Consider the following 22000-nt stretch of genomic DNA (forward strand, 5'->3'; position numbering starts at 1 on the left):
ACATGGAGAATTATGGAGATTTTAAAGATCATATTTCCTATAAAAAGCCTTATCTGGCAATTACTCTCAATGATGAGTTGGAACTCTATTTCAACTGTTTAAAAGTAGATGGTGTAAATCCTTTCTATGTTACCCAACCCGAAGTTTTGCTTCATAACCTGTTGAGCAATACCACATCTAAAATTTCGATTTCTGAAGTTTTTAGCTATTTAACCCAAGCAAATTGGTGGCCGTCACCACACCATCAAAAAGCGATTGATTATTGGCTCGACAACTTAGTAACGGCTGAAAAAATCCCTCAAATTTTACAGTCAGCCCTTTCATTTTCTTCACCTTTAATTACGAGTGAATTGTTATCTCTGGTAGCTGATCGTCCATTTCATCCGTTCGCTCACTCAAAAGGTGAACTTGCACCACTCACAACTCAAAAAGAAATTGAGGTGTATTGGTGGGCTTTTAAGAAAGATGATGTGATCAACAATATGGAGTCGATTCCTCATAAAGAGCTTCTGTTATCCGAAGCTGAGGACAAGCATATTACTGAAAAAATAGCGAAGCTTTCAGATGATTACTTAGCCCTGCCTTTGTTAGAGACTCAACATCGCTATTTAAAGTTTGATGAAAATAAGTACGACGCTATTGACCTGAACCATGTCACCACAATTGGCTCACCGACTTCTTCTTTAAGAACCCTTATTCACAACACAAACCCTACTCTGCATTTAAAACTCTCAACCAATGCCAAAACATTAGGTGCAATCCGTTCTATGCCAGGCCGTTATTTAATGAATGGTCATACGGCTTATGATTTTTTAAATGAAGTCATTAATGAAACTGCTCTAATAAAAAATCGTCTCTTTTTGAGTAATGAAACGCATTGGTGGGTACTCGGTAAACAACAGCCGATTGTAAAAAATTTAGGTGTAATCGGTTGCCAAGTCAGACATTTACCCGATTTTTGCCAAGATCAAAATGTTACACCTATTACCATGTCAGCTTTAAGCTGTACTTATGTTGACCCTTGGGAAACATTGGGCATTGAAGGCGACAAATGGATATTATTAAAAGACTTAAGTGTTCATTTTATTCAAACATTCTTAACGCTTTGGGCAAAAGGCATCATGCCTGAATGCCACGGGCAAAACACCATGGTGTGTTATGAAAATAATAAGTTTAAATGCTTTATTTTACGTGACCACGATACCTTAAGAATATGTACAACAGCCATTGAAGAAAGTGGTTTTACTCCTCCGATTTATACCATCGATACCAGCACGCCGAACAATCTTATCTTTAGTAAAAATGAAGACTTATTTAATTACTTCATTACCTTAGGGATTCAAATTAACATTTATCCAATTGCTTTATCGACTTTGAAATATACAGATCGTACAGAAAACGATTTTTGGGAAATGGTTCAAGACATTATTCAAGATTTTGTAGAAACCCAACCGATTTCAGAACAAACAAAATCGCAAATTCAAACTTATCTTTTTGACAATAAGACTTGGCCATTCAAACAGCTACTTACACCTTTACTCGCGCAAGAAAGTGACTCAACAGGTATGCCAAGTAAAATCGGAACCACACCAAACCCTTATCAGAGCTTGTCTGTTTCTAGCTATGAGACCATGGACATCTAAATCATGCGCTCATCTCGCCTAGATCATTTCATTATTTTGCTCTGTCAGTTTTTTTCCACTTTTGGGCTTATGGTACTGATTCCGATCATGCCACTCTATATGGAAAAACTGACGGCGCATATGAGTGCTCCCACTATCTGGGCAGGTTTGGCACTCGCGGCTCCGGCTATTGGCAGTTTATTTACAGCACCGATTGTGGGTCATCTATCCGACACATTCGGCCATAAAAAAGCCTTGTTACTGTCTCTGGTTGGTTTCTGTATTTCAATACTGCTCATGGCCAGTGCCCAGCATTTATACCTATTTATTCTCGCGCGAATTTTACTCGGTTTTTGCGGTCTCTCAGTCATTTTGAATGCTTATGTTTCATATCTTTCCAATGAGCAACAACGAGGCGCTGCCTTCGGGCAACTGCAAAGTAGTGTTGCGCTCGCTTGCCTATGTGGTCCCGTGCTCGGCGGAATATTTATGGATCAATGGCGGGTTGAAGTATTACTCAACGCGACAGCATTTGTTGTGATGACACTCATTGTAATTGCGTCATTTGTACTAACCACTCCCGTTAAAACCGAGGCTTCAAAACCTAAAGAGAAATCCAAGCTTCCAGCTTTCTTTGATAGAACAATTTTTTCATGGTTAAGCGCTGGCATTTTGGTTCAAGCCGGTGGCTTTGGCTTAGTGTCTTGCTTTGTTTTATACATTAGTGAAATAAGCCAAAGCACTCATTCATCATTATCTGCTGCAAGCTTAACTGGAACAATTCATGCGCTTTCATGGGGAGCAGCCTTTATTGCTGCGACCTATTGGGGAAAAAGAAATGATGATAAAGGAGATTCTTTTAATAACTTCATTTACGCATCTTTGATTTGCGGCATCACGATTTTCGCATTGATCTGGGTTTCTAATCTCTGGCTGATTCTTGTATTACGACTCATACAAGGCTTTTGCTTTGCAGCCCTTATTCCTTCGATCTTACACACCATTTCTCTAAAAGCTGGCGCTCAAAGCCAAGGAAAAGTGATTGGTATTTCTAACAGTGCCTTTGTTTTAGGGCAACTTATTGGCCCAATCACCATCACGCTCACCTACTCATTTTTCAATATTACCGCGGCATTAATCTGCACCTCACTATTTTTTATCGGTGCGGGATTAGTGGTGATTTTGAACAGATTCTTAATGGATACAATTTTAGAAGAGGCACAAGAATGAACTCAATTATTACAACAGATGCATGGTCTTATAAACTTTTCGAACAGTACCTGAATACTTTCTTTCGTGAACTCAAAGTGAATCTTGAAGAATGCATTATTCCCTCTCAAGACTCTCCTTTATTTACACTGTATGCGGAGCAACTAGACACCCTGTATTTTGCTTATACGTTTAATGCATCTAACACGATTGTTTATGGCACAGTTCAGCACTTATCGACCACTGGCTATCACAGATATCAACGTGGTTTTGTACTGCAAAACTTAAACGACAATACATTTGACTCGCTCACCGATCCTAAAAAATTAGTGAAGCTGATTACAAATGAGTTGAATAGTCTATTTAAAGACAAGAACCAAAATAAAAACCTGTACTCCGATATTGCCAATAGTATCGAGAACACAAAATTCTTTTTAGAAAATAAGCCATCTCAATCAGCACTTAAAGCACTGAGTGGTTTTCAGGCAACCGAACAAGGCATGTTATATGGGCACCCTTTTCATGTGACTTCTAAAGCCAATTTAGGTTTTTCTAAAGAAGACATGAAAAAATATAGCCCTGAGCTAGGCGCCAGTTTCCAACTCCACTACTTTGCAATTCATTCCTCTTTAATCCAAAAGCTGGTAAGTGAAGAACAGCCTTCTTACCATATTGAAGATGAAGTTTTAGAGACCGCAAAAGAACGTTTGCAAGAAAACTTCGCGAACTATGAGCTGATGCCAACTCACCCTTGGCAAGCCAACTTCTTACTTCAACATCCATCTTTAAAGAAACATTTAGATAGCCAAGACGTTATTTATTTTGGAGCTTTAGGTCAAACCGTGTGGCCAACCTCATCTGTTCGTACCGTGTGGTTACCTCAATCGAACCTGTTCTTAAAGCTTTCCATTGATGTGCGAATTACCAGTTTCATTCGTAATAACCCAATGGATGAAATGGAACGTGCCATTGATGCAAGCAAAATTATTATCAATCATAAGATTAATGAGCAATATCCAGACCTTGTGATTCTGCCAGAGTTAGAGGCGAAAACAGTCAAAATCCCAGAGCTTGAAAGTTCATTTGGCATTATTTATCGGGCAGGACTCACGCCAGAGGTATTAGAAAATACCAGAATGCTCGGCGGCTTAGTTGAAGAAAACGAAAACCATGAAATTCCGCTATTAAGCTTTATTCAGCAAGCGGCACCCAACCAAAACTTACAATCGAAAGATGCCAAAGACTTCATTACTTTTTGGTGGAAACAGTACATTAAAGTTTCACTTATTCCATTAGTTGAGTTGTTTGCAAACAAAGGCATTAGCGTAGAAGCGCACATGCAAAACAGCTTAATGGAATTTAAAAATGGCTATCCACATCGTCTTATTCTTCGAGATATGGAAGGCATTAGCATTGTTGCAGAAATGATAGAAGACGACTCATCTATTTCTGAAGATAGTACTGTTTGGTTCTCTCAAAAAGATGCATGGACGTTTTTAAAATATTACCTCGTGATCAATCACATTGCTCATCTCATCAGTGCAATTGCACGAGTTACGGCCATTGAAGAATCTGAACTTTGGCAAGCCACCCGTCTTACACTCACACAAGAGAACTTTAGCACCAAAGGCCAGCAATACCGCAATTTATTAATTAATTCACTCACATTACCAATCAAGGCAAATATGTTAAATACGCTCTACCATAGTGGTGGTAATCCAATCTGGATTGAAGTTGAAAATCCTATTTATAAATATCGCGGCGCAGAAGCGCTTTGCCCTCTTCAACCAACACAACAAACCAATTATAAAACCCTCGCAGAAAATCGCGTGATGGGCCAGTTATTAGAAGCACTCATTTTTGAAAATACTTTTAAATATGAGTTTTCTAAAGGTCAAATCAAGTTTTATATTTCCGATACCGTTTTTTATACTTGCGCAGCCAAGAGACATTTCAGTTTTAAACGAATTAAGTTAGATCCTTCAAGCTTAGTCCGTTCTGATATTACTTTAGGTACTGAAACTCGCCCTAGTTTAAAAACACTACTTGCCGATCTCAAAAATATTATTGAAGCTGACCCAGTTAAATGGCAAAACTTTAATGATGAGCTGAATTTGACTTACGTTAAACATGCTCAGACTTTGAGCCAAGTTCCTGCCCAACCTTTAAGAACCTTGCCTTATTTAGAACAAGAAGCACGGATTACCAATGCGCATTTATATCACCCAAGTTTTAAGTCTCGTATTGGCTTCGATTTAAAAGAAAACCAGAAATATGCTCCAGAGCTTTCTGAAGGTTTTACGGTTCAATGGGTCGCGACTCATAACAGTTTATGCAAACTGGTTTTAAGTAAAACCATTAACTTAGAGCAGCTTTATAAACAGCATTTTTCAGAAAAAGATCTACAGGCAATTAGTGACCAATTAAAAGATAACAATTTAGATTTTAAAGATTATATTCTTACCCCAATTCACCCGTGGCAGTGGGATAAAATTATTGAATTATATTATCAAGATGCAATCAGCAACCAACTGATCATTCCGTTAGATATTGAAGGTCCGACTTATTTACCACAGCAGTCAATTCGAACCTTATCAAATATTAGTGATATCTCGGCGCTTTCTCTCAAATTGGCAATGAACTTGGTCAATACTTCTACCTCTCGTGTATTGGCACCGCATACCGTTCAAAATGCTGCAAAAATGAGTGACTGGCTTTATAACATTGTTGAGCAAGATCATATTTTAGAAAAACAGCGCAAGCCTGTTATTTTAAGAGAGATTGGCGGCCTTTCATTTAATCAGCAGATTGCGCTACCTGTTCAATACGGCGCTCTCGCCTGCATTTGGCGCGAAAGTATTTACAGCTATTTAAAAGAAGGTGAATCGGCAACACCAGTAACAGGGTTGATGCAAGTAGATACGGACCAAAAACCTCTCATTGATGAGTGGATTCAAGAGTACGGGATCGAGTTCTGGTTAGAAAAGTTACTCACCAATGCTTATTTACCGATCATGCATATTTTATGGTGCCACGGCCTCGCTTTAGAGTCACATGCACAAAACATGGTGCTCATTCATAAAAATGGCTTACCCGTTAAAGCTGCTTTGAAAGATTTCCATGATGGCATTCGTTTTAGCCGTCATCTGTTGCGCGAGCCCGACCTTTTACCTAACTTGCAAGATGCGCCGAAAGAACATGCCAAAATTAACCCGAACTCTTTCTTGGAAACCCATTCTCCAAATGAGTTAAGAGATTTTACTCAAGATGCGCTGTGGTTTGTAAATTTGGCAGAGTTAGCAATTTTCTTAAATGAACATTATGACTTCGATGAAATCAAATTCTGGACTATGTTAAGAACCATCATCAATCAGCATAAAGAAGCTCACCCAGAATTTAGCGAACGATATGAATTATTTAACTTTACAGATGACACCATCGACATTGAACAGCTCGCAAGCCGTCGTTTCCTTCCGGAAATTCGCCTAAGAGTACAAACCACACCAAATCCGCTCAGTCTTATTAAGGAAATTGAATATGAATAAATATTCGATTTCTTTTAAGAAACGAATAGCACACGGCGAGATGCTCTACGGAATATTTTGTTCCGTAGCCTCTCCCATTAATGTCGAGCAACTGGCACTTGCCGGCTATGACTTCATCATTATCGACTTAGAACATACTTTATTTAGTACGTCTCAAGTCGAGACTATGATTTTAGCTGCTAGAGCCATGAGTCTTGATATCTTCGTGAGAGTACCATTAAACGCTAACCACCTCGTACTCCCTCTGCTCGATGCAGGTGTAACAGGTATTGTGTTTCCGCGTATTGAAAATGCTCAGCAAGCACAAGAAGCTGTGAACTATTGCCACTATATGCCGCTTGGGCAAAGAGGATTGAATTCGACAAGGCTAAATCGATACGGTATTGATGATTTAGCGAGTTTTGTTCAACAGGCAGCAAACGAGACTGTTGTCATTGCTATGATTGAAAGCTTAGAAGGACTAGAACAACTTGATGAAATTTTAAAAGTTGAAGGCATCGATATTATTCTTGAAGGTGCTGCCGACTTCTCTCAATCGATGGGAATACCTTGGCAAACCAGCCATCCAAAACTGAAAGAAAAGGTTCAAGAGATGTATATAAAGACTAAAAATAGTCAAAAGCATTTCTGTGCTATTCCCCGACAACCTGAAGATATTGCTGCATGGAAACAACAATCCGTTCAGCTTTTTGTACTCGGTGATGACCGCAGCATTATTCGCCGTGCCCATCAAAACCATCTAAATACCTTTAAGGACAACTCATAACTGTTCACACCTTTTTAGGGGAATAAATTCCCATTCCCCTAATTCATTGAATAATTTTCAAATATATTATTTTAAAGCAATTAATAATATTGTTAATTACAATGATTCTCATTTATAATTCGCTCAATTTAAAATCACTCTCAGGGCGAGATAATGGAAAATAAGATAAAACGTAATAAACTTTTTACAAGAAAGTCTGAAGTTAAAAATATCATTCCACTTCTTTCACTTGGTGGAGCTATTTTCCTTTCAAACTCAGCATTTGCAGCTTCACCTGCTGAAACCACAGAAACAGAAAAGAAACCTGAAGCACTTCCTACAATTACAATCACTGCTTCACGGGCAGATGAACTCTCTACCTCTGCCAAACAAGTCACCAAGTTAGATGAAAAACAAATTGAACTTTTAAGAAATGGTTCATCTGGAAGTATTGCGACTGTTTTAGCGAAAGCTGTACCAGGCCTATCGGACTCAAGCCGAACCATTACCGATTATGGTCAAACCTTACGTGGTCGTAATACCCTGATCTTGGTCGATGGCGTGCCGATGAACCTTACACGCGATACATCACGTGGACTTTCAGCCATTGACCCTGAAAGTATTGCGAACATTGAAGTGATTCGCGGCAGTAACGCAATTTATGGCGGTGGTGCTGCGGGTGGTATTATTTCAATTACCACAAAAGCTGCGGGTGGTGAACCTACAGCAAAAACCGTTATTGGACTACAAACACCTTTAACGAATTTCCGCTCTGATGCTTTAGGTGGAGATATTCACCAATATTTCACAGGCAGCTTTAATGCATTTGATTATGCATTTGATTTTGGTTATCAACGTATTGGTAGCCCATACGATGCAAGTGGTGACCGTGTTGCACCTGAACCAAGTCAGGGCGACCTTTATGATTCCGATGGCTATAGCGTAGGCGGTAAGCTGGGTTATCATATTGATGACAATCAATATCTACAGTTTGCTGCAAACTACTATAATGCAGAGCAAGACTCAGATTATGCATCTGACCCAAGTGTTAAAAAAGCTCCAGCTGGTACAGTGCCAGCAAAAGCAATTAAAGGCTTAAAGCTTAAAGACCAAAATAAAAATGAAAACCAGATCTACAATTTGACCTATACCAATAAAGACTTATTAGGTAATAAGGTTGATGCTCAAATTTATTACCGCGACTTCTTTACCCGTTTTTCACCATTTGATGCTCGTGGAAATGCAAACCGCGGCAAACAAGTCGACCAGATTTATCAAGAAAATAATGTACTCGGTAGCCGCTTAACTGTGACCACACCGCTTGAGTTTTTAGGCGATACATCATTGGTTTGGGGTGGTGACTTCAGCCGTGAAAAAAGCGAAATGCCTTTAGATATTTTCGACCAAAACATTTATGACCAATCTGGTGGTCTAGAATTTGTAAAAACTGGCAAGCTCATTTATTTACCAGAACTTACCACGCAAAGTGTTGGTGGTTTTGTACAGTTAAAACACCGCTTTAATGACCAATGGTCAGCAGAAGCAGGTACACGCTATGAAGACAGCTATGCGCAAATTGATAGTTTTGTTCCATTATCACAATTAGGCAAGACTAACCCTTACACTGTTCCGGGCGGAAAAGTGAAAGCTGATGCATGGTTATACAATGCTAATGTAACTTTCTCTCCAAATGACCAACACTCGATTTATGCATCGTTTAACCAAGGTTTCCAATTACCTGATGTTGGTTTGATTATCCGTAATGCTGGTGAAGGTTTTAACCTTGGTTCATCATTCTTAGAGCCAGTAAAAGTAGATAACTATGAACTCGGCTGGAAAGGAAACTTCAATAACATCTCATCAAGTTTAGCTGTATTCCACTCAACTTCTGACCTTGGTGCTGTGCAGTCTTTTAACAACGGTTTAGTACTGGCTAGAACCAAAGAAAAAGTAACTGGTGTAGAGGCAACTTTTGACTATCTTGACGATGCAAATGTTTGGGGAACTGGTGGTAGCGTTACGTGGATGAAAGGCCGTGAAAAACCTCAAAACGGTTCTGAACAAGACATGACAGGTTTCCGTATTCCACCATTAAAACTCACAGCTTACGTTTCTTATAGTCCAACAGAAACTTGGACGAACCGCCTACAAGCAACTTACTTCGGTTCAGAAGATTACCGCTTAAATGGTGTAAATGGTTTTGGTCGCTACGATGTAAAAACATATACAACAGCTGATTTAATCAGTAGCTTTGCGCTTAACAAAAAAGACACTGTGACGATTGGTTTAGAGAACATGTTTAACCGTAAATACTATCCTCTTTATAGCCAATTATTAAGATCGGGTGATAACACTAGCCATTTGGTGGCAAATGGCGCAACTCTGAAGGTTTCTTATAGCCATAAGTGGTAATCAAAACTAACTTAGACTGTTTCATCAAAAGGAGATCTATACGATCTCCTTTTTTTTATTAAAAATATTAAAGCCTTATTTATTTTTTCAATTGTTAACTTGAGAGAAACCCACAGAATTTACCTAGTATTCTGACAAAATTTTTGTTAACTTGATTTTGTTACATATTCAAAATGCAACTTTTTTCACCTAACACTCCTCATCAACGTGTTTATGAAAATAATATCAATATGTAGTTTTACCAATATTTTTAATGGGGCAAGTCAGAATGGACATCTCACACCGCGAAATTTACGCGCTTGTAGACATTAATAACTGTTATGTCAGTTGTGAGCGACTATTTGACCCCAAACTTATTGGCGTGCCCGTTGTCGTGCTTTCTAATAACGATGGATGTGTTGTATCACGCAGTGAAGAAGCAAAAAACATGGGGATAAAGATGGCAATCCCATGGTACCAAATCGAAGAAGAAGCTCTCCAAGCAGGCGTACATGTCTATTCAAGTAACTACACTTTATATGCTGAGATGTCTCGTCGCTTTTTTTCGGTTTTAGGTGAATTCTTCTCACCCGATGATTTAGAAGCCTATTCTATTGATGAATGCTTTATCCGTTTAACCCCTTATCTTCAAACTCTAGATATTCATTCTCATTGTGCCAAAGCGGTAGAAACCCTAGAAAAATGGTTAAGCTTACCTTGCTGTATTGGCATCGGATATTCAAAAACTCAGGCCAAGTTAGCCAATTACTACGCTAAAAAAATTAAAAGCTTTAATGGGATTTGTAATTTCACTACATTAGATCCCCTACTGCTTGAAGACCTCATGCAACAAACTTCCGTCAAAGAAGTGTGGGGAATTGGCTACCAATTGGTCAAACAATTACGAAGCTATGAAATTTATTCATGCCTAGACTTAACTTTTGCCAATGAACACCATCTCGCAAAAGCTTTTTCTGTAGTTATGGCACGTACTATTCGTGAGCTAAAAGGCCAATCCTGTATCCAACTCGATGATCCTGCCATCGTCACAAAACGAATTTTAGCTTCACGTAGTTTTGCTCAAGCTTTATCCAGCATTGAGATTATTAAACAAGCGCTCATCTTTCATCTCAATCGCGCTCATCGGCGCTTAATGAAACAAGAACAGCTGTGTGCCTGTATTCAGGTCATGCTTTATGAAAAAACAGATAAACCACCTTATAAAAAAGCATCATCTCAAGCGATAGGTTTAACGTATGCAACAGATGACCTATGCATATTAACTAAAGCAGCCATGCAACAAATTGATGTTTTATATAAAGAAAATAAAAAGTACATTAAGATTGGAGTATTATTTTGTGGTTTGCACGCCCGTCAACATCACATTGATGATTTATGGCAACCTCTTGAGTTAATTCAGCAAAGACAACAACTCATGAAAACCCTAAGTACAGTTCGTAATCGATTCGGCAGTCATTATCTACAAGTCGGTTATCATTCCCGTAGTTCATCTTGGCATATGAAACAATGTCACCGTTCAAAAAACTATCTAACCCGATGGAATGAGCTACTTGTAATTGGAGAGAATTCTACAGCCGTTACACAAAATACATGAACTGTTTTTGTCAATTCAGTTTAAAATGAGCTTCATTAAATTACTTGAAATTTTGTCATTTTTTAACATTGCTAAATCATCGCAAAATTTACAATATATAAGCCGAATTTGGTATACCCTTTCTGCGACAATTAAAACAAATTATAAAAAAATTGTAGAAACATATGCCATAATAAGCAAACTTTGCAGACATCTTGCAAAGAATATTTGCAACTTTAGAGCTGGAGCAATCTGAATGAGTTCGACCATTTTGGTGATTCATGGACCGAATTTGAATTTGCTGGGAAAACGCGAACCAGAAGTATATGGTCATCTTACCTTAGGTGATATTAACCAACAACTCGTTATCCAAGCTCAAAACGCATCAATAACATTAGATACTTTTCAAAGCAATTGGGAAGGTGCGATTGTTGACCGCATTCATCAGGCACAAACCGAAGGCGTAAAACTTATTATTATTAATCCTGCGGCCCTCACCCATACTTCCGTTGCTCTACGCGATGCCCTACTCGGCGTTGCCATTCCATTTATTGAAGTACATTTGTCGAATGTCCATGCAAGAGAAGCATTTAGACATCATTCATATTTATCCGATAAAGCAATTGGCGTGATCTGTGGTCTTGGTGCAAAAGGTTATAGTTTTGCACTCGATTACGCTATTGAAAAAATTCAACCATCTAACCCAAACTAGTTTAGGAATAGTCGCCCATGGATATCCGCAAAATTAAGAAACTCATCGATTTAATGATTGAGTCTGACTTGCAAGCGATTGAAGTTAAAGAAGGTGATCAATCAATCGCTTTAACTCGCCGTAGTCCAGTCGTTGCTGCGGCTGGTGTAGCACTTCCGGCAGCTCCTGTTGCAGCAGCACCAGTTGCAAAAACACCACGCGGAGCAGTTGAAACTTCTCCAATGGTTGGTGTGTTCTACGCTGCTCCAAGCCCAGGCGAAGCACCATTTGTTAAAGTAGGTCAAACTGTATCTGCTGGTGAAACTTTGGGTATTATTGAAGCAATGAAAATCATGAACCCAATTGAAGCAACTCAAAGTGGCGTGGTTGAAGAAATTTTAGTGAAAAATGGCGATGTAATCCAATTCGGTCAACCTTTATTCCGTTATCGCGCGTAATTACCTCGGGGACGTCTATGTTGCAAAAAGTTTTAATTGCAAACCGTGGTGAAATCGCTTTACGAATTACCCGGGCTTGCAAAACATTAGGAATCAAGACTGTTGGTATCTATTCAGATGCTGATAAAGATTTGATGCATTTACGTTTTGTTGATGAAGCAGTATGTATTGGTCCCGGTGCAAGTAGTGATAGCTATTTAAATATCCCGGCAATTATTACTGCTGCAGAAATTACCGGTGCCGATGCTATTCATCCCGGCTACGGTTTTCTTTCAGAAAATGCTGAATTTGCTGAAATTGTAGAAAGTTCAGGTTTTACTTTTATTGGTCCACGTCCAGAACACATTCGCCTTATGGGGAACAAAGTTTCTGCGATTGTTGCCATGAAAAAAGCTGGTGTACCTACTGTACCTGGTTGTGACCATGCTGTAACCATCCACAATGCCCTTGCAGAAGCTAAAGAAATCGGTTTCCCGCTTATTGTTAAAGCGGCATCTGGTGGCGGTGGACGTGGTATGCGTATTGTTGAGCGTGTAGATACACTACTTGAATCAGTTCAAGCAGCTCAGCGCGATGCAGAAATGTGGTTTGGTGACGATACCGTTTACATGGAACGCTTCTTACAAAAACCTCGCCATGTTGAAGTGCAAGTTCTTGGTGATGGTAATGGTCATGCGATTCATTTATATGACCGCGACTGTTCATTACAACGTCGTCACCAAAAAGTGTTAGAAGAAGCACCTGCTCCAAATCTACCAGAGCAAGCTCGAGCTGATATCTTAGAAGCATGTGTTCATGCATGTCAGTTAATGCAATATCGTGGCGCTGGTACGTTTGAATTTCTATTTGAAGATGGTGAATTCTTCTTTATCGAAATGAACACTCGTGTTCAGGTAGAGCACCCTGTTACTGAAATGGTTACTGGTGTTGATATTATTGAACAACAGTTGCGTATTGCAGGCGGCCTAGGACTAGAGCTTCAACAAGAAGATATCAAAGTTAATGGTCATGCAATCGAATGTCGTATCAATGCTGAAGATCCAACAACTTTCTTACCTTCACCAGGTAAAATTGAAAGTTTCTATGCGCCAGGCGGTGCTGGTATTCGTTTAGATTCTCATATCTACCCAGAATATAGCATTCCACCTTACTATGACTCTATGATTGCTAAATTGATTTCTCATGGTAAAGACCGTGAAACTTCACTTGCTCGTATGCGTCAAGCGTTAGATGAAATGATCCTTACAGGAATTAAAACTAACATTCCTCTGCATAAAGATCTCATTTTGCAAGATAAGAGCTTCTGTTCTCAAGCAATGGACATCCATTACCTTGAAAAGCACTTGTTAAAGCAATTGGAAGAAAAGAAGAAAGCTGAAACTGCATAATAAAAAAAGCCTCTTATACGTAAGAGGCTTTTTTTATATCCATTAGTTTATGGTAGGACTCTACGTAAAGTCGCAAAACACTGCTCACCCTTAGCGGTTGAACAGAAGTTGATAGTATGGTCATTTTTCCACTGTACAAAATACTGAGAAACATCACCTGTTTGATCTTGTTTCTGACCCGAACAATCTACTTTATTATTATCAAATTTAATTTGCATCACTAAAGCAGCTAACTGCTCTTTAGGGTCATCAGATGGTTGATATTCATATAAACCGTATGACCACTCTTGACCACTTTTGATCACTACATCATTACTACTACGGAAGTTATAATATTCCACACATTTTTTATTATTTGGAATTTCCATTCCCCATAATCCCATAATTTCAGGACGCGTAACAATACGTATAGCATTAGGATTACTTGCAGTCCGAACGGGTTGTTCGGCTGGCTGTTGAGTAGCCGTTTCTGCCACAGCTAAACCAGAACAAGCCCACAATAATCCAATAATATAAATATTTTTCATAGATTTATTAATCATTAAACGCATGAAGTTAAGTTAGCATATTTTTTGACAAAATCACTGTTCCATAACCATATAAAAACAATATTTTTCAACTGTAACGTGCCACAACAAGTCATCAAACAATTTAATATTTACTTGCTTTTTTCAATATAAACTCTTTGTTTTAAATTATCTCAAGCTTAAGCAGCTGAAGAATCGACTTGTTTCGGAAGCCACATTACAAAGCACAAACCTAACAGTACAACCACGCTGGCACACATAAAAATGAGTTCACCAGAAAGAATTTTCCAGAAATGCCCAGCCAGCACACTACCAAAAGCTACACCGAGTCCCCACATGGTACTGTAAAGAGCTTGTCCACGCCCTTGCTGTCCAGCAGAGAAGTTTTGAAAAATAACTCTCATTGCAATTAAGTGAAATAAACCAAAACTAAAAGCGTGCAAACATTGTGCAAAAAGCTGACCAACAAAGTAATGTGAAAATAGTGCAACAAGCATCCAACGTATGCTCGTCACTAGCAAACACACAACGACTAAACTGCGCCACGAAAAACGTTGAAAAATCTTTGAGGCAATTGAAAACATAAAAATTTCAGCAAAAACCCCCATTGCCCATAAAAATCCAATTTCAGTCGTACTGAAATTCAAAGATTTTAGAAAGTTACTATAAAAACTATAAAAAGGTGCATGTGAAAAAAGTAAAATAAATTCAATTGTGAAAAATGCAGCTACTGTCGGGCGCTTTAGTACAGGAAGTAAAGACTCTAACTTTTTCTGTGAGGTAGGTGCACCATCTGGTTCTCGAATGGTAAAAGACCAAATAAATGCCAATGAAGCAATAATTAATAATAAAATTGGAAGCATCGAAATAGGTACTATTTCCAGAAGCGCACCAATAACAAAAACACCGACAATAAATCCAATAGATCCCCACTTACGAATTTTGCCATAAAGTTTAGCTTTTTGATCACCCAACCAAAATAAAGTAACCCCTTCAAATTGAGCTAAAATAGCATTTTGGAAGAAGCTAAAAATAAGCATGAGTAAAGCTATGGATTGAAACGTATTTGGCACTATAAAAATAGCCAACCATATACATGATTCCATCCAAGTTGCTAGCCGCACTAACAGCATTCGCTTACCAGATTTGTCGGCAACCCATCCCCATACTAAAGGCGCAAAAAAACGAGTTACAATCGCAATTGATGATAAGACACCTATTTCTTGATAATTAAACCCTTGATCTTGAAGATATAAATTCCAATAAGGCATGAACGTACCAACAATGGAATAGTAAAAAAAGTAGAATCCGCCGAGTCTGGTTTGGATTGTAAGTGGTTGGAACAAGTTGTAAACCTTAGTAGTTTCAATAGGTTAAAATTAGAGATAATTGTATATTCAAAGCATCCCAACCCCACAATTTTAACACTTTGTTTTCCAATACAAATAACTAAATTATTAATAGCTTACTTCGCCTTTAAAAGCTTTTTTTATTGATAAGAAAGACTAAATGAATATAAGACAACTGTAATTTAATTTGTACAATCTGTTAACTTGTGTAAAAATACATTTAATATTCATAAGGTATTTATTCATCAGATGTTTTTTCTTATTTTTTTAATTTGCCTTTTTCTATTTTTACTTATTCTAAAACAACATTACCGTTGATTACCTTTTTACATCTATCTTTTCTTTAAAAGCTTTTACACCATCTTCAAATTAGAACAATTAAAAAATCAAATCTAAACCTCATGACTATTCGCATGAGCAACTCAATATAAAAACAGACTCAACATCAAATTCTAACAGATTATTAATAAGTTACTGTAACAACTATCGTATCTGAGTACTTACCAGGTGTCGTTGAAATAGTTGTACCCTGCGGAATTTTCCCATAAACGTTTGTACTTTGGGCACTGCCTGAGCCTGTTTTAGAAACACCTCCAGAACCTCCCACCGTGTTTACACCACCAGTAGTGTCCCATACCGTACTATAGTTAGAATCTTTATATAATTGATAAGGAATATACTCACTACTGCCATTTGTCATACGTCTAAAACCACCAACAATACGGTTATTTCCATCGCCCAAATAAATACTGTATGGCGTACTATTATTACAAGTCGTGTTCACTACTCCTTGAGCTGTGTAATCACGACTCGTCGTACCAATATCATTAATATTGCCAAAATCCACATTTGATGTGGAATCTAATTGGCACAAACTCGGTACAATATAATTAGCAGTGATAGTGGTATTACCTGAATCCCAGCCCCCCCCACTATTTCCCTCACAAACACTGCTCGAATTTGCTTGCATGTCCCAGAATAGTTGAATGGAGCCTGTATAAGTTCCTATTGGATAGGTGGTTAAGGAACCCGATCTCGCTGGAACTTTAATACTTACTGAGTAACTAATAATATTACTTGGTGCAACCGTTGTAACTGGACCGTACCAAACATTTGAAGTTTGATTCGTAGTAGAAGAGCCAGCCCCACCTACAGTTGCCGTAACCGTATAAGGTAAGGTCACACTATTATTCGCAGTGGTTGCCCCTGTAAATACAGTCTTCATACACATGTATTGTGATATTTGAGCAGTACTTCCCACATTCGTACAGCGAATGGTTCCCGTATAGGTAATAGTAGCATCACTATTAATAGTGGCAGCCGTATAGGTATACGTACCATTAGTGGTTCCAGTTACCGCACAAGCAGCATGTGCAGAGCTAAAAAATGCATATAATATAAAAAACAAAACAGGTGCTAAAATATACTTTATGGCCAATGAAAACTTTTCACTCTTCATCCAAAAACTATGACTCGCAGTAGTTATCGACATACATAAGGCCCCAATTTTTTAGCACTGTATTGCTTATTTTCATACGCAAAATTAACTTGGCATGAGCCATGATCCAGTAGATCGACTTCAAGCTTGTTTTGCTTTAAGAGGTTTGGAATAAATACTTCACCGTCATAGCCAACTACACCATTTTGTTGCCCATTAATGCGAACTGTATATCCCGGTAATAAAGGTGAATTATTTTGGTCAACAAGCTTCACTAATCCAGAAATGACCCGATGAGCACCAAAGTCAATCAAAGCTCCTTGGCGGTAACCTACGAATGCTGTTTGGTTAGTGGATTTAACATCCCACTCTAAAGGTAAATATGATGGATCTAGATAGATATGATGAAGCTGATAGGGTCTTAAATTTGCAATTAAGAATCGACCAGTTCCATCAGTTGCTCCTAAATTTACCCCGCCATTTAAAATTTGGCTTTGTGGCCCAGCATTGGTCACAACTGCATAGCCCTCACCAATTTCATTGGCTGCAAAAATTCGCCCTGCTGCCGCAACCAATGATCCTGTGGCTGAAAGTGCAACTTGGTCGTTATCCCCAATTCGGTTGTATCGACCAGTTAGGTAAGCTGCGCGAGCACGGTAAGAGGCATAGAACGATGCATTGTTTTGATTCGCATCCTGATCACGCTCAACATAAGCTCCCCATCCAAATGCACCGATTTGTGGATCGCTAAATCCATTTATTTCTTGTCTATACGTTGTTTTACCACTTTCATTAGAAATACTTGTAATCGCATTGACTCGGCTAGATGGTGTATAACGCAGCGCAAAGTAAATGCCATAGTCTTTTTGGTGTTCATAATCTTTATACGCTGATGCATAAAAGCCCCAGTTTTTGTTCAGGCTTCCGCTTAAATTGGCAGACACTAATTTATTAGAGTTGTCGCTATATTTGATCTGGTTATAGCCCAGATAAGCACCATAGCCTGCGTAAAAATTATAGTTAATGCCTGCCCTAAAAATCTCATCTGCCAGCGCACTGTAGCTTAAATAATTTTTTGGTTCATCATCGGATTGATTATCTTTTAAATATCGAACTTGAGACACACGGGCAAGGTCAAAGTAATTATCAAACACTTTGCGGTAGCTGGTATTAAACGAAATATTCTTACTAATGCGTCCTTCTAAACCCACTAGAGCAGAATAACCGTTTTCATCTTTATACTGACTCGCTGCAATATCAGCATTAATCACCCCAAAACCAAAAAGATTCTTGGCAAAACCAGTGCCTAGATTTGATAGGCCATCTGTTGAAGCCTCTACCCCACCACTTAAGGTCAGCGAATTGCTGTAGCCATATCGAATCGCAGCCGAAGCAAAAGTGGCATCATCATAATCGTTTGAATAAAGTCCGTAGTTATAGCGTGGAACACCGACATCTACTGAGAATTCGTTAATGCCTTTTGCCAAAATTTTGGATGAAAAATAGTAAGCCTGTTTGGTAATGCTCTGCTGACCCGTTGCATCGGTGGTCACAAGAGTGACTTCATTGCCTGAAATAAACGGGAGCTGTTTAATGTCAAATGGACCTGATGGCACAAGCCCTGAATAAATCTTTTGCTGGTTAACGTATAAATCTAAAGTCGAAGGCAATGCAGCCGAACCGGAAAATTGTGGCAGTGCCGAGGTGACAAGATCACCTCGTTGAGTATAAGCACTCGACCATTGGAAACCGGCCAAACGTACACTGCTACCCCAGTCAGAACTATTGGAAATAAAATCCCCTAAGGTATATATCCTAACTTTTTCAGGATCTACATATTGCCACTTACTTTCTAAGCGCACCCATTTTTCATGGCTATAACTATTTTCATTACTACCGTTGTATAAAACACCTGAAGAAAAGTTACCAATTGCGCTGTTAAAGATCCCTTCTGCCGAACCTGAGAAAACATTCTCGTCATTGGTTATGGTGTTATACAGACTATAGTTCAGAATAGCCGCATTTAAGGGCTTCATTTTCAGCAAATGTGGGTTGGTACTCTGCTGACCATTTAAATCAACTGAATAATCCGTCAGCATGTTCGACGAAACTTGTAAATTTAGAGCCTGTTCGTTCTCTAGATACTTAAACTGAATTCCTTTTAGTTCATTAATACACACCCATTGATTATCCGGGATATGTTCATCCATTTTTATTCTTAAAACTTTCAAATCACGAGTACGGATATACAGCTTTCTATCTTGATCTTGGCGTACCGAAATCAAATCTGTTGAAATACTCGAATTAATAGAAATCTTTAAGAAAAGCTGTGTATACGCCTTATCAGAAATGAATACCTGATGAGAAGAACTTGTAACTTCCGGAATACTTGGTAAAGTAGCATTGGTGTTATCTTGCAATGATTCAGCAAAAGCATGGATCGGCAAGTACATAACACATAAGGCACTTACGAGATATTTCATGTGTGCCTCTTTAAAGAGATGTTTGCTTACCGTTAATATTCAATGAAATATTATATTTATGATCCGTTTGAAATTTAAAATCAGGACTGATATTAAAATTTCTTGCTTTTCCAGCAAGAATATAACCATTCACTGTATTTACTTTAATTGCATAACTTTTATTTGCTGTTGTATCAACAAGCGTTAAATTGCTTAAAAGTGCATGTCGATTTCCAACATTATTAATTATAAGAGAGGAATTATTTTGCTCTTGCTGAATTGACCAAGTAAGTTTAGTCATTGCGTCCTTATTGACTACAAATAGGGGCAATGAAGAACGTAGTAGTACGTTAACCCCCTGATCTACTTTACGGTTATCAATCGGTTTTGGTAACTCATCAATAATTATACGATAGGTTTGTTCACCAGAAACTGGTACTGGATTAATTCTAACTACACGTAAGTTATAAGAATCATTAGGTTGTAATTTTAAAAATGGTGGACTAATCGCGATCTCATCTGTAGGTATTAATTGATCTTGTCCAGCATTTTGGCGCCATTCAAATACACGTACCTGCAAATCACTACTTTCATTTGACTGATTATACAAACTAATTGAGGACGCAGCTTGATCACTTAATATTTCAACACTTACAGGCGAAAGACGAATTGATGCAGCATTCAGCATACTAGGCAAAAATAATAATAAACTTGTAGTAACAAAGATATTTTTTCTCATGATTTGCCCAGAACGACTTTTCTCAAATTAGGCTAGCTCTCTAAATCAAGAGCTAGCAATGACACAATAAAACTTATTAAAAATTAATAAGTTACTGTTACAGTCACAGTATCAACATAGCTACCAGCACTTGGTAAAGTTGAGCCAGCTGGAATACGACCATAGACGTTAACTGTTTGTGGTGCACCAGTACCAGTACCGCTATAAGCAGTAGTTGCAATACCAATCGCTGTTGCACGGTTAGTGTCAGAGAAAAGGTTGTAAGGAATATATTCGTTGCTAGTTGCACCACCAATCATACGACGTTGAGTCGTTTGAGCATTTTTGCCAGCATCGAAAGCCAAAGTCCATGGCACAGTGTTGTTACATAAAACTTTAATTGCAGTACCACCTGTCGTTGTGGTGTCTGCGTCTACATTGCTTGCAAGAGAACTTAAAGTACCAAAATCTAAAACTGCGTTAGCTGTTGTACCTGTAGCTGAAGTATTCAATACACAGCTATTTGTAATTGTTGCTTTAACGGTCAAAGTACCTGTTGCAGTTGCAGCATTTGCGGCATTGATAGACATTAAACCCAAAGTAATTACTGATAAAATGAGAGAATTTTTCATGGTTAAAAACCTTTTTACATTACGCCAATAAAATTAATAGATGTAAAAACTAGCCTTCCCCATCACAATCACTAGCTTTTCTGATTGTTTTTTCAAAGCGTTATTTTTTTACTCTACTTACGGCGCATAATACAAAAAAACAACAAAAACACTAATATAAGTTTCATTCTAAATATCAATTAACAATTCAACTTCTGATGAATTTCTCAATTATAAAAATTTTTAGGGTTTAGCGCGCTTTTTATGTCGATTTTCGATAATTTCATCTAGCTTTTGTTAGTTTTACTAAAAAAATTATAGATTTTCATTAGTTAAAGTTTACCATCACTTTTAGTATTTTATATTTTTTTAATTTTTGGTAAAAAAATTATGGACAAAAAGTAAGCTACTGATTGTTCTATATATTTTAAATGAATAACAAAAGAATATTTTATGAATAAGAAGTCTAAGTAACTTATAGATATTTTTAGGATTTTTCAATAATTTTCAGCAATTGCACACTATTTCCTTCTACGAGAAGGAGGGCGTGTTAGCTTAACTATTTCTAAAAATTAAATGAAAAATCAAACCAAGAAATCCACCGACCATAGCAAAACCTAACTGTATATAGGCTTTACCATACCAAGCTAATTCCCTAAATTGATAATCTGCACTTTGCGACCCAATGACTAAAATATTTTTAATGTCCCAGCTATGGAATCCTTTAGGTCTTTCTGCAAAAAAATCTAGAATAGGTGTAAACCCAAAAACAAATAAAATACCAAGTAATGGATAAACGATAGATCCAGGAAAGATAGGATTATTCTTTCTTTCCATCGAGTCAAATATTATAGTTGCAGCAACTAATATACTTTGTACTAAAGCAACTATTTTGAAAGTATCTAGATCAAAACCGAGATAAAACATTAAAGTTAAGAGAATAACCTCTGTGAGAAAAACAGAGCAGATTAATAGCTTCCAATTCATTTCAGTCCTTAAATGATTTTTTAGAATCTTATATAGTTGTAGTAATGTCTATTAAAAAAATTATTTCAATTTATTTATACTAGCAAAAAATAATTAAATAGCACAACATTAATTAAATCAAAAAATATACAAACAAAAAAAGTTATTATTAATTAAATCTAAAGTTAAATTTAATTACCCCTTTTAATAAAAACATTTAATAGAAATAGTTCTTATTACAACTACAACTAAAAATTTATAAAATATATCAACTTAATAATTAAGT

At 37.6% G+C, this 22000-nt stretch carries 16 protein-coding genes; 9 read left to right on the forward strand and 7 right to left on the reverse strand.

Annotated elements, in window-relative coordinates; all coding sequences use genetic code 11:
• Nucleotides 1–2: 2 nt before the first annotated feature.
• The 9 genes from ACT53H_RS00680 (at nt 3) to accC (ending at nt 13643) form a co-directional block, all read left to right on the forward strand.
• Nucleotides 3–1643, forward strand: a complete 1641-nt coding sequence (locus ACT53H_RS00680) for an IucA/IucC family protein (protein WP_476008683.1) — start codon at nt 3–5, stop codon at nt 1641–1643.
• 3 nt (nt 1644–1646) lie between these two features.
• Nucleotides 1647–2852, forward strand: coding sequence for an MFS transporter (locus ACT53H_RS00685; RefSeq protein ID WP_476008366.1), 1206 nt, complete (start codon nt 1647–1649; stop codon nt 2850–2852).
• A complete protein-coding gene (locus ACT53H_RS00690; RefSeq protein WP_476008367.1) occupies nt 2849–6376 on the forward strand; it encodes an IucA/IucC family protein in 3528 nt (1175 codons plus the stop codon). The genes ACT53H_RS00685 and ACT53H_RS00690 overlap by 4 nt, the downstream gene beginning before the upstream one ends.
• Nucleotides 6369–7142, forward strand: coding sequence for an HpcH/HpaI aldolase family protein (locus ACT53H_RS00695; RefSeq protein WP_476008368.1), 774 nt, complete (start codon nt 6369–6371; stop codon nt 7140–7142). Before ACT53H_RS00690 ends, ACT53H_RS00695 begins: the two co-directional genes overlap by 8 nt.
• 153 nt (nt 7143–7295) lie before the next feature.
• On the forward strand, nt 7296–9533 hold the full coding sequence (locus ACT53H_RS00700; protein ID WP_476008369.1) for a TonB-dependent receptor: 2238 nt from the start codon (nt 7296–7298) through the stop codon (nt 9531–9533).
• A gap of 268 nt (nt 9534–9801) precedes the next feature.
• A complete protein-coding gene (locus ACT53H_RS00705) occupies nt 9802–11127 on the forward strand; it encodes a Y-family DNA polymerase (RefSeq protein ID WP_476008370.1) in 1326 nt (441 codons plus the stop codon).
• Between the two features lie 235 nt (nt 11128–11362).
• A complete protein-coding gene (gene aroQ / locus ACT53H_RS00710; protein WP_004791768.1) occupies nt 11363–11818 on the forward strand; it encodes a type II 3-dehydroquinate dehydratase in 456 nt (151 codons plus the stop codon).
• 17 nt (nt 11819–11835) lie between these two features.
• A complete protein-coding gene (locus ACT53H_RS00715) occupies nt 11836–12255 on the forward strand; it encodes an acetyl-CoA carboxylase biotin carboxyl carrier protein (protein WP_004791766.1) in 420 nt (139 codons plus the stop codon).
• 17 nt (nt 12256–12272) lie between these two features.
• Entirely contained in the window at nt 12273–13643 is a 1371-nt protein-coding gene (gene accC, locus ACT53H_RS00720; protein WP_004791764.1) for an acetyl-CoA carboxylase biotin carboxylase subunit, read from the forward strand.
• A 47-nt stretch (nt 13644–13690) separates the two neighbouring features.
• Here the strand turns inward: accC and ACT53H_RS00725 are convergent, their stop codons facing one another.
• From ACT53H_RS00725 to ACT53H_RS00755, 7 genes are all read right to left on the reverse strand, one after another.
• Nucleotides 13691–14194: a hypothetical protein gene (locus ACT53H_RS00725; RefSeq protein ID WP_004791762.1), complete on the reverse strand. Its 504-nt coding sequence runs from the start codon at nt 14192–14194 to the stop codon at nt 13691–13693.
• A 155-nt stretch (nt 14195–14349) separates the two neighbouring features.
• On the reverse strand, nt 14350–15516 hold the full coding sequence (locus ACT53H_RS00730; RefSeq protein WP_353158218.1) for an MFS transporter: 1167 nt from the start codon (nt 15514–15516) through the stop codon (nt 14350–14352).
• A gap of 466 nt (nt 15517–15982) precedes the next feature.
• A complete protein-coding gene (locus tag ACT53H_RS00735) occupies nt 15983–17011 on the reverse strand; it encodes a Csu type fimbrial protein (RefSeq protein WP_004791759.1) in 1029 nt (342 codons plus the stop codon).
• Nucleotides 17002–19410 (reverse strand): fimbria/pilus outer membrane usher protein, encoded by a 2409-nt coding sequence (locus ACT53H_RS00740; RefSeq protein ID WP_476008684.1) that lies wholly within the window; start codon nt 19408–19410, stop codon nt 17002–17004. Before ACT53H_RS00740 ends, ACT53H_RS00735 begins: the two co-directional genes overlap by 10 nt.
• Before the next feature lie 40 nt (nt 19411–19450).
• Nucleotides 19451–20158 carry a fimbrial biogenesis chaperone gene (locus ACT53H_RS00745; RefSeq protein ID WP_474770849.1) on the reverse strand — a complete coding sequence of 236 codons (708 nt, stop codon included), beginning with the start codon at nt 20156–20158 and terminating at the stop codon, nt 19451–19453.
• An 83-nt stretch (nt 20159–20241) separates the two neighbouring features.
• Complete coding sequence (locus ACT53H_RS00750) at nt 20242–20769, reverse strand: Csu type fimbrial protein (protein ID WP_004791753.1); 528 nt, start codon at nt 20767–20769, stop codon at nt 20242–20244.
• A gap of 534 nt (nt 20770–21303) precedes the next feature.
• Nucleotides 21304–21735 carry a hypothetical protein gene (locus ACT53H_RS00755; RefSeq protein WP_174732958.1) on the reverse strand — a complete coding sequence of 144 codons (432 nt, stop codon included), beginning with the start codon at nt 21733–21735 and terminating at the stop codon, nt 21304–21306.
• Between the last annotated feature and the right edge of the window lie 265 nt (nt 21736–22000).

Source organism: Acinetobacter sp. DMC2 (genome assembly GCF_056314305.1).

Bases quoted from the DNA above. Each gene is read 5' to 3' on its own strand.
- ACT53H_RS00755 (WP_174732958.1), bottom strand. From the start codon at position 21,735: ATGAATTGGAAGCTATTAATCTGCTCTGTTTTTCTCACAGAGGTTATT.
- ACT53H_RS00695 (WP_476008368.1), top strand. From the start codon at position 6,369: ATGAATAAATATTCGATTTCTTTTAAGAAACGAATAGCACACGGCGAG.
- ACT53H_RS00700 (WP_476008369.1), top strand. From the start codon at position 7,296: ATGGAAAATAAGATAAAACGTAATAAACTTTTTACAAGAAAGTCTGAA.
- ACT53H_RS00715 (WP_004791766.1), top strand. From the start codon at position 11,836: ATGGATATCCGCAAAATTAAGAAACTCATCGATTTAATGATTGAGTCT.
- ACT53H_RS00690 (WP_476008367.1), top strand. From the start codon at position 2,849: ATGAACTCAATTATTACAACAGATGCATGGTCTTATAAACTTTTCGAA.
- accC (WP_004791764.1), top strand. From the start codon at position 12,273: ATGTTGCAAAAAGTTTTAATTGCAAACCGTGGTGAAATCGCTTTACGA.
- ACT53H_RS00680 (WP_476008683.1), top strand. From the start codon at position 3: ATGGAGAATTATGGAGATTTTAAAGATCATATTTCCTATAAAAAGCCT.
- ACT53H_RS00745 (WP_474770849.1), bottom strand. From the start codon at position 20,158: ATGAGAAAAAATATCTTTGTTACTACAAGTTTATTATTATTTTTGCCT.
- ACT53H_RS00725 (WP_004791762.1), bottom strand. From the start codon at position 14,194: ATGCGTTTAATGATTAATAAATCTATGAAAAATATTTATATTATTGGA.
- ACT53H_RS00685 (WP_476008366.1), top strand. From the start codon at position 1,647: ATGCGCTCATCTCGCCTAGATCATTTCATTATTTTGCTCTGTCAGTTT.
- ACT53H_RS00750 (WP_004791753.1), bottom strand. From the start codon at position 20,769: ATGAAAAATTCTCTCATTTTATCAGTAATTACTTTGGGTTTAATGTCT.
- ACT53H_RS00735 (WP_004791759.1), bottom strand. From the start codon at position 17,011: ATGTCGATAACTACTGCGAGTCATAGTTTTTGGATGAAGAGTGAAAAG.
- ACT53H_RS00740 (WP_476008684.1), bottom strand. From the start codon at position 19,410: ATGTACTTGCCGATCCATGCTTTTGCTGAATCATTGCAAGATAACACC.
- ACT53H_RS00705 (WP_476008370.1), top strand. From the start codon at position 9,802: ATGGACATCTCACACCGCGAAATTTACGCGCTTGTAGACATTAATAAC.
- aroQ (WP_004791768.1), top strand. From the start codon at position 11,363: ATGAGTTCGACCATTTTGGTGATTCATGGACCGAATTTGAATTTGCTG.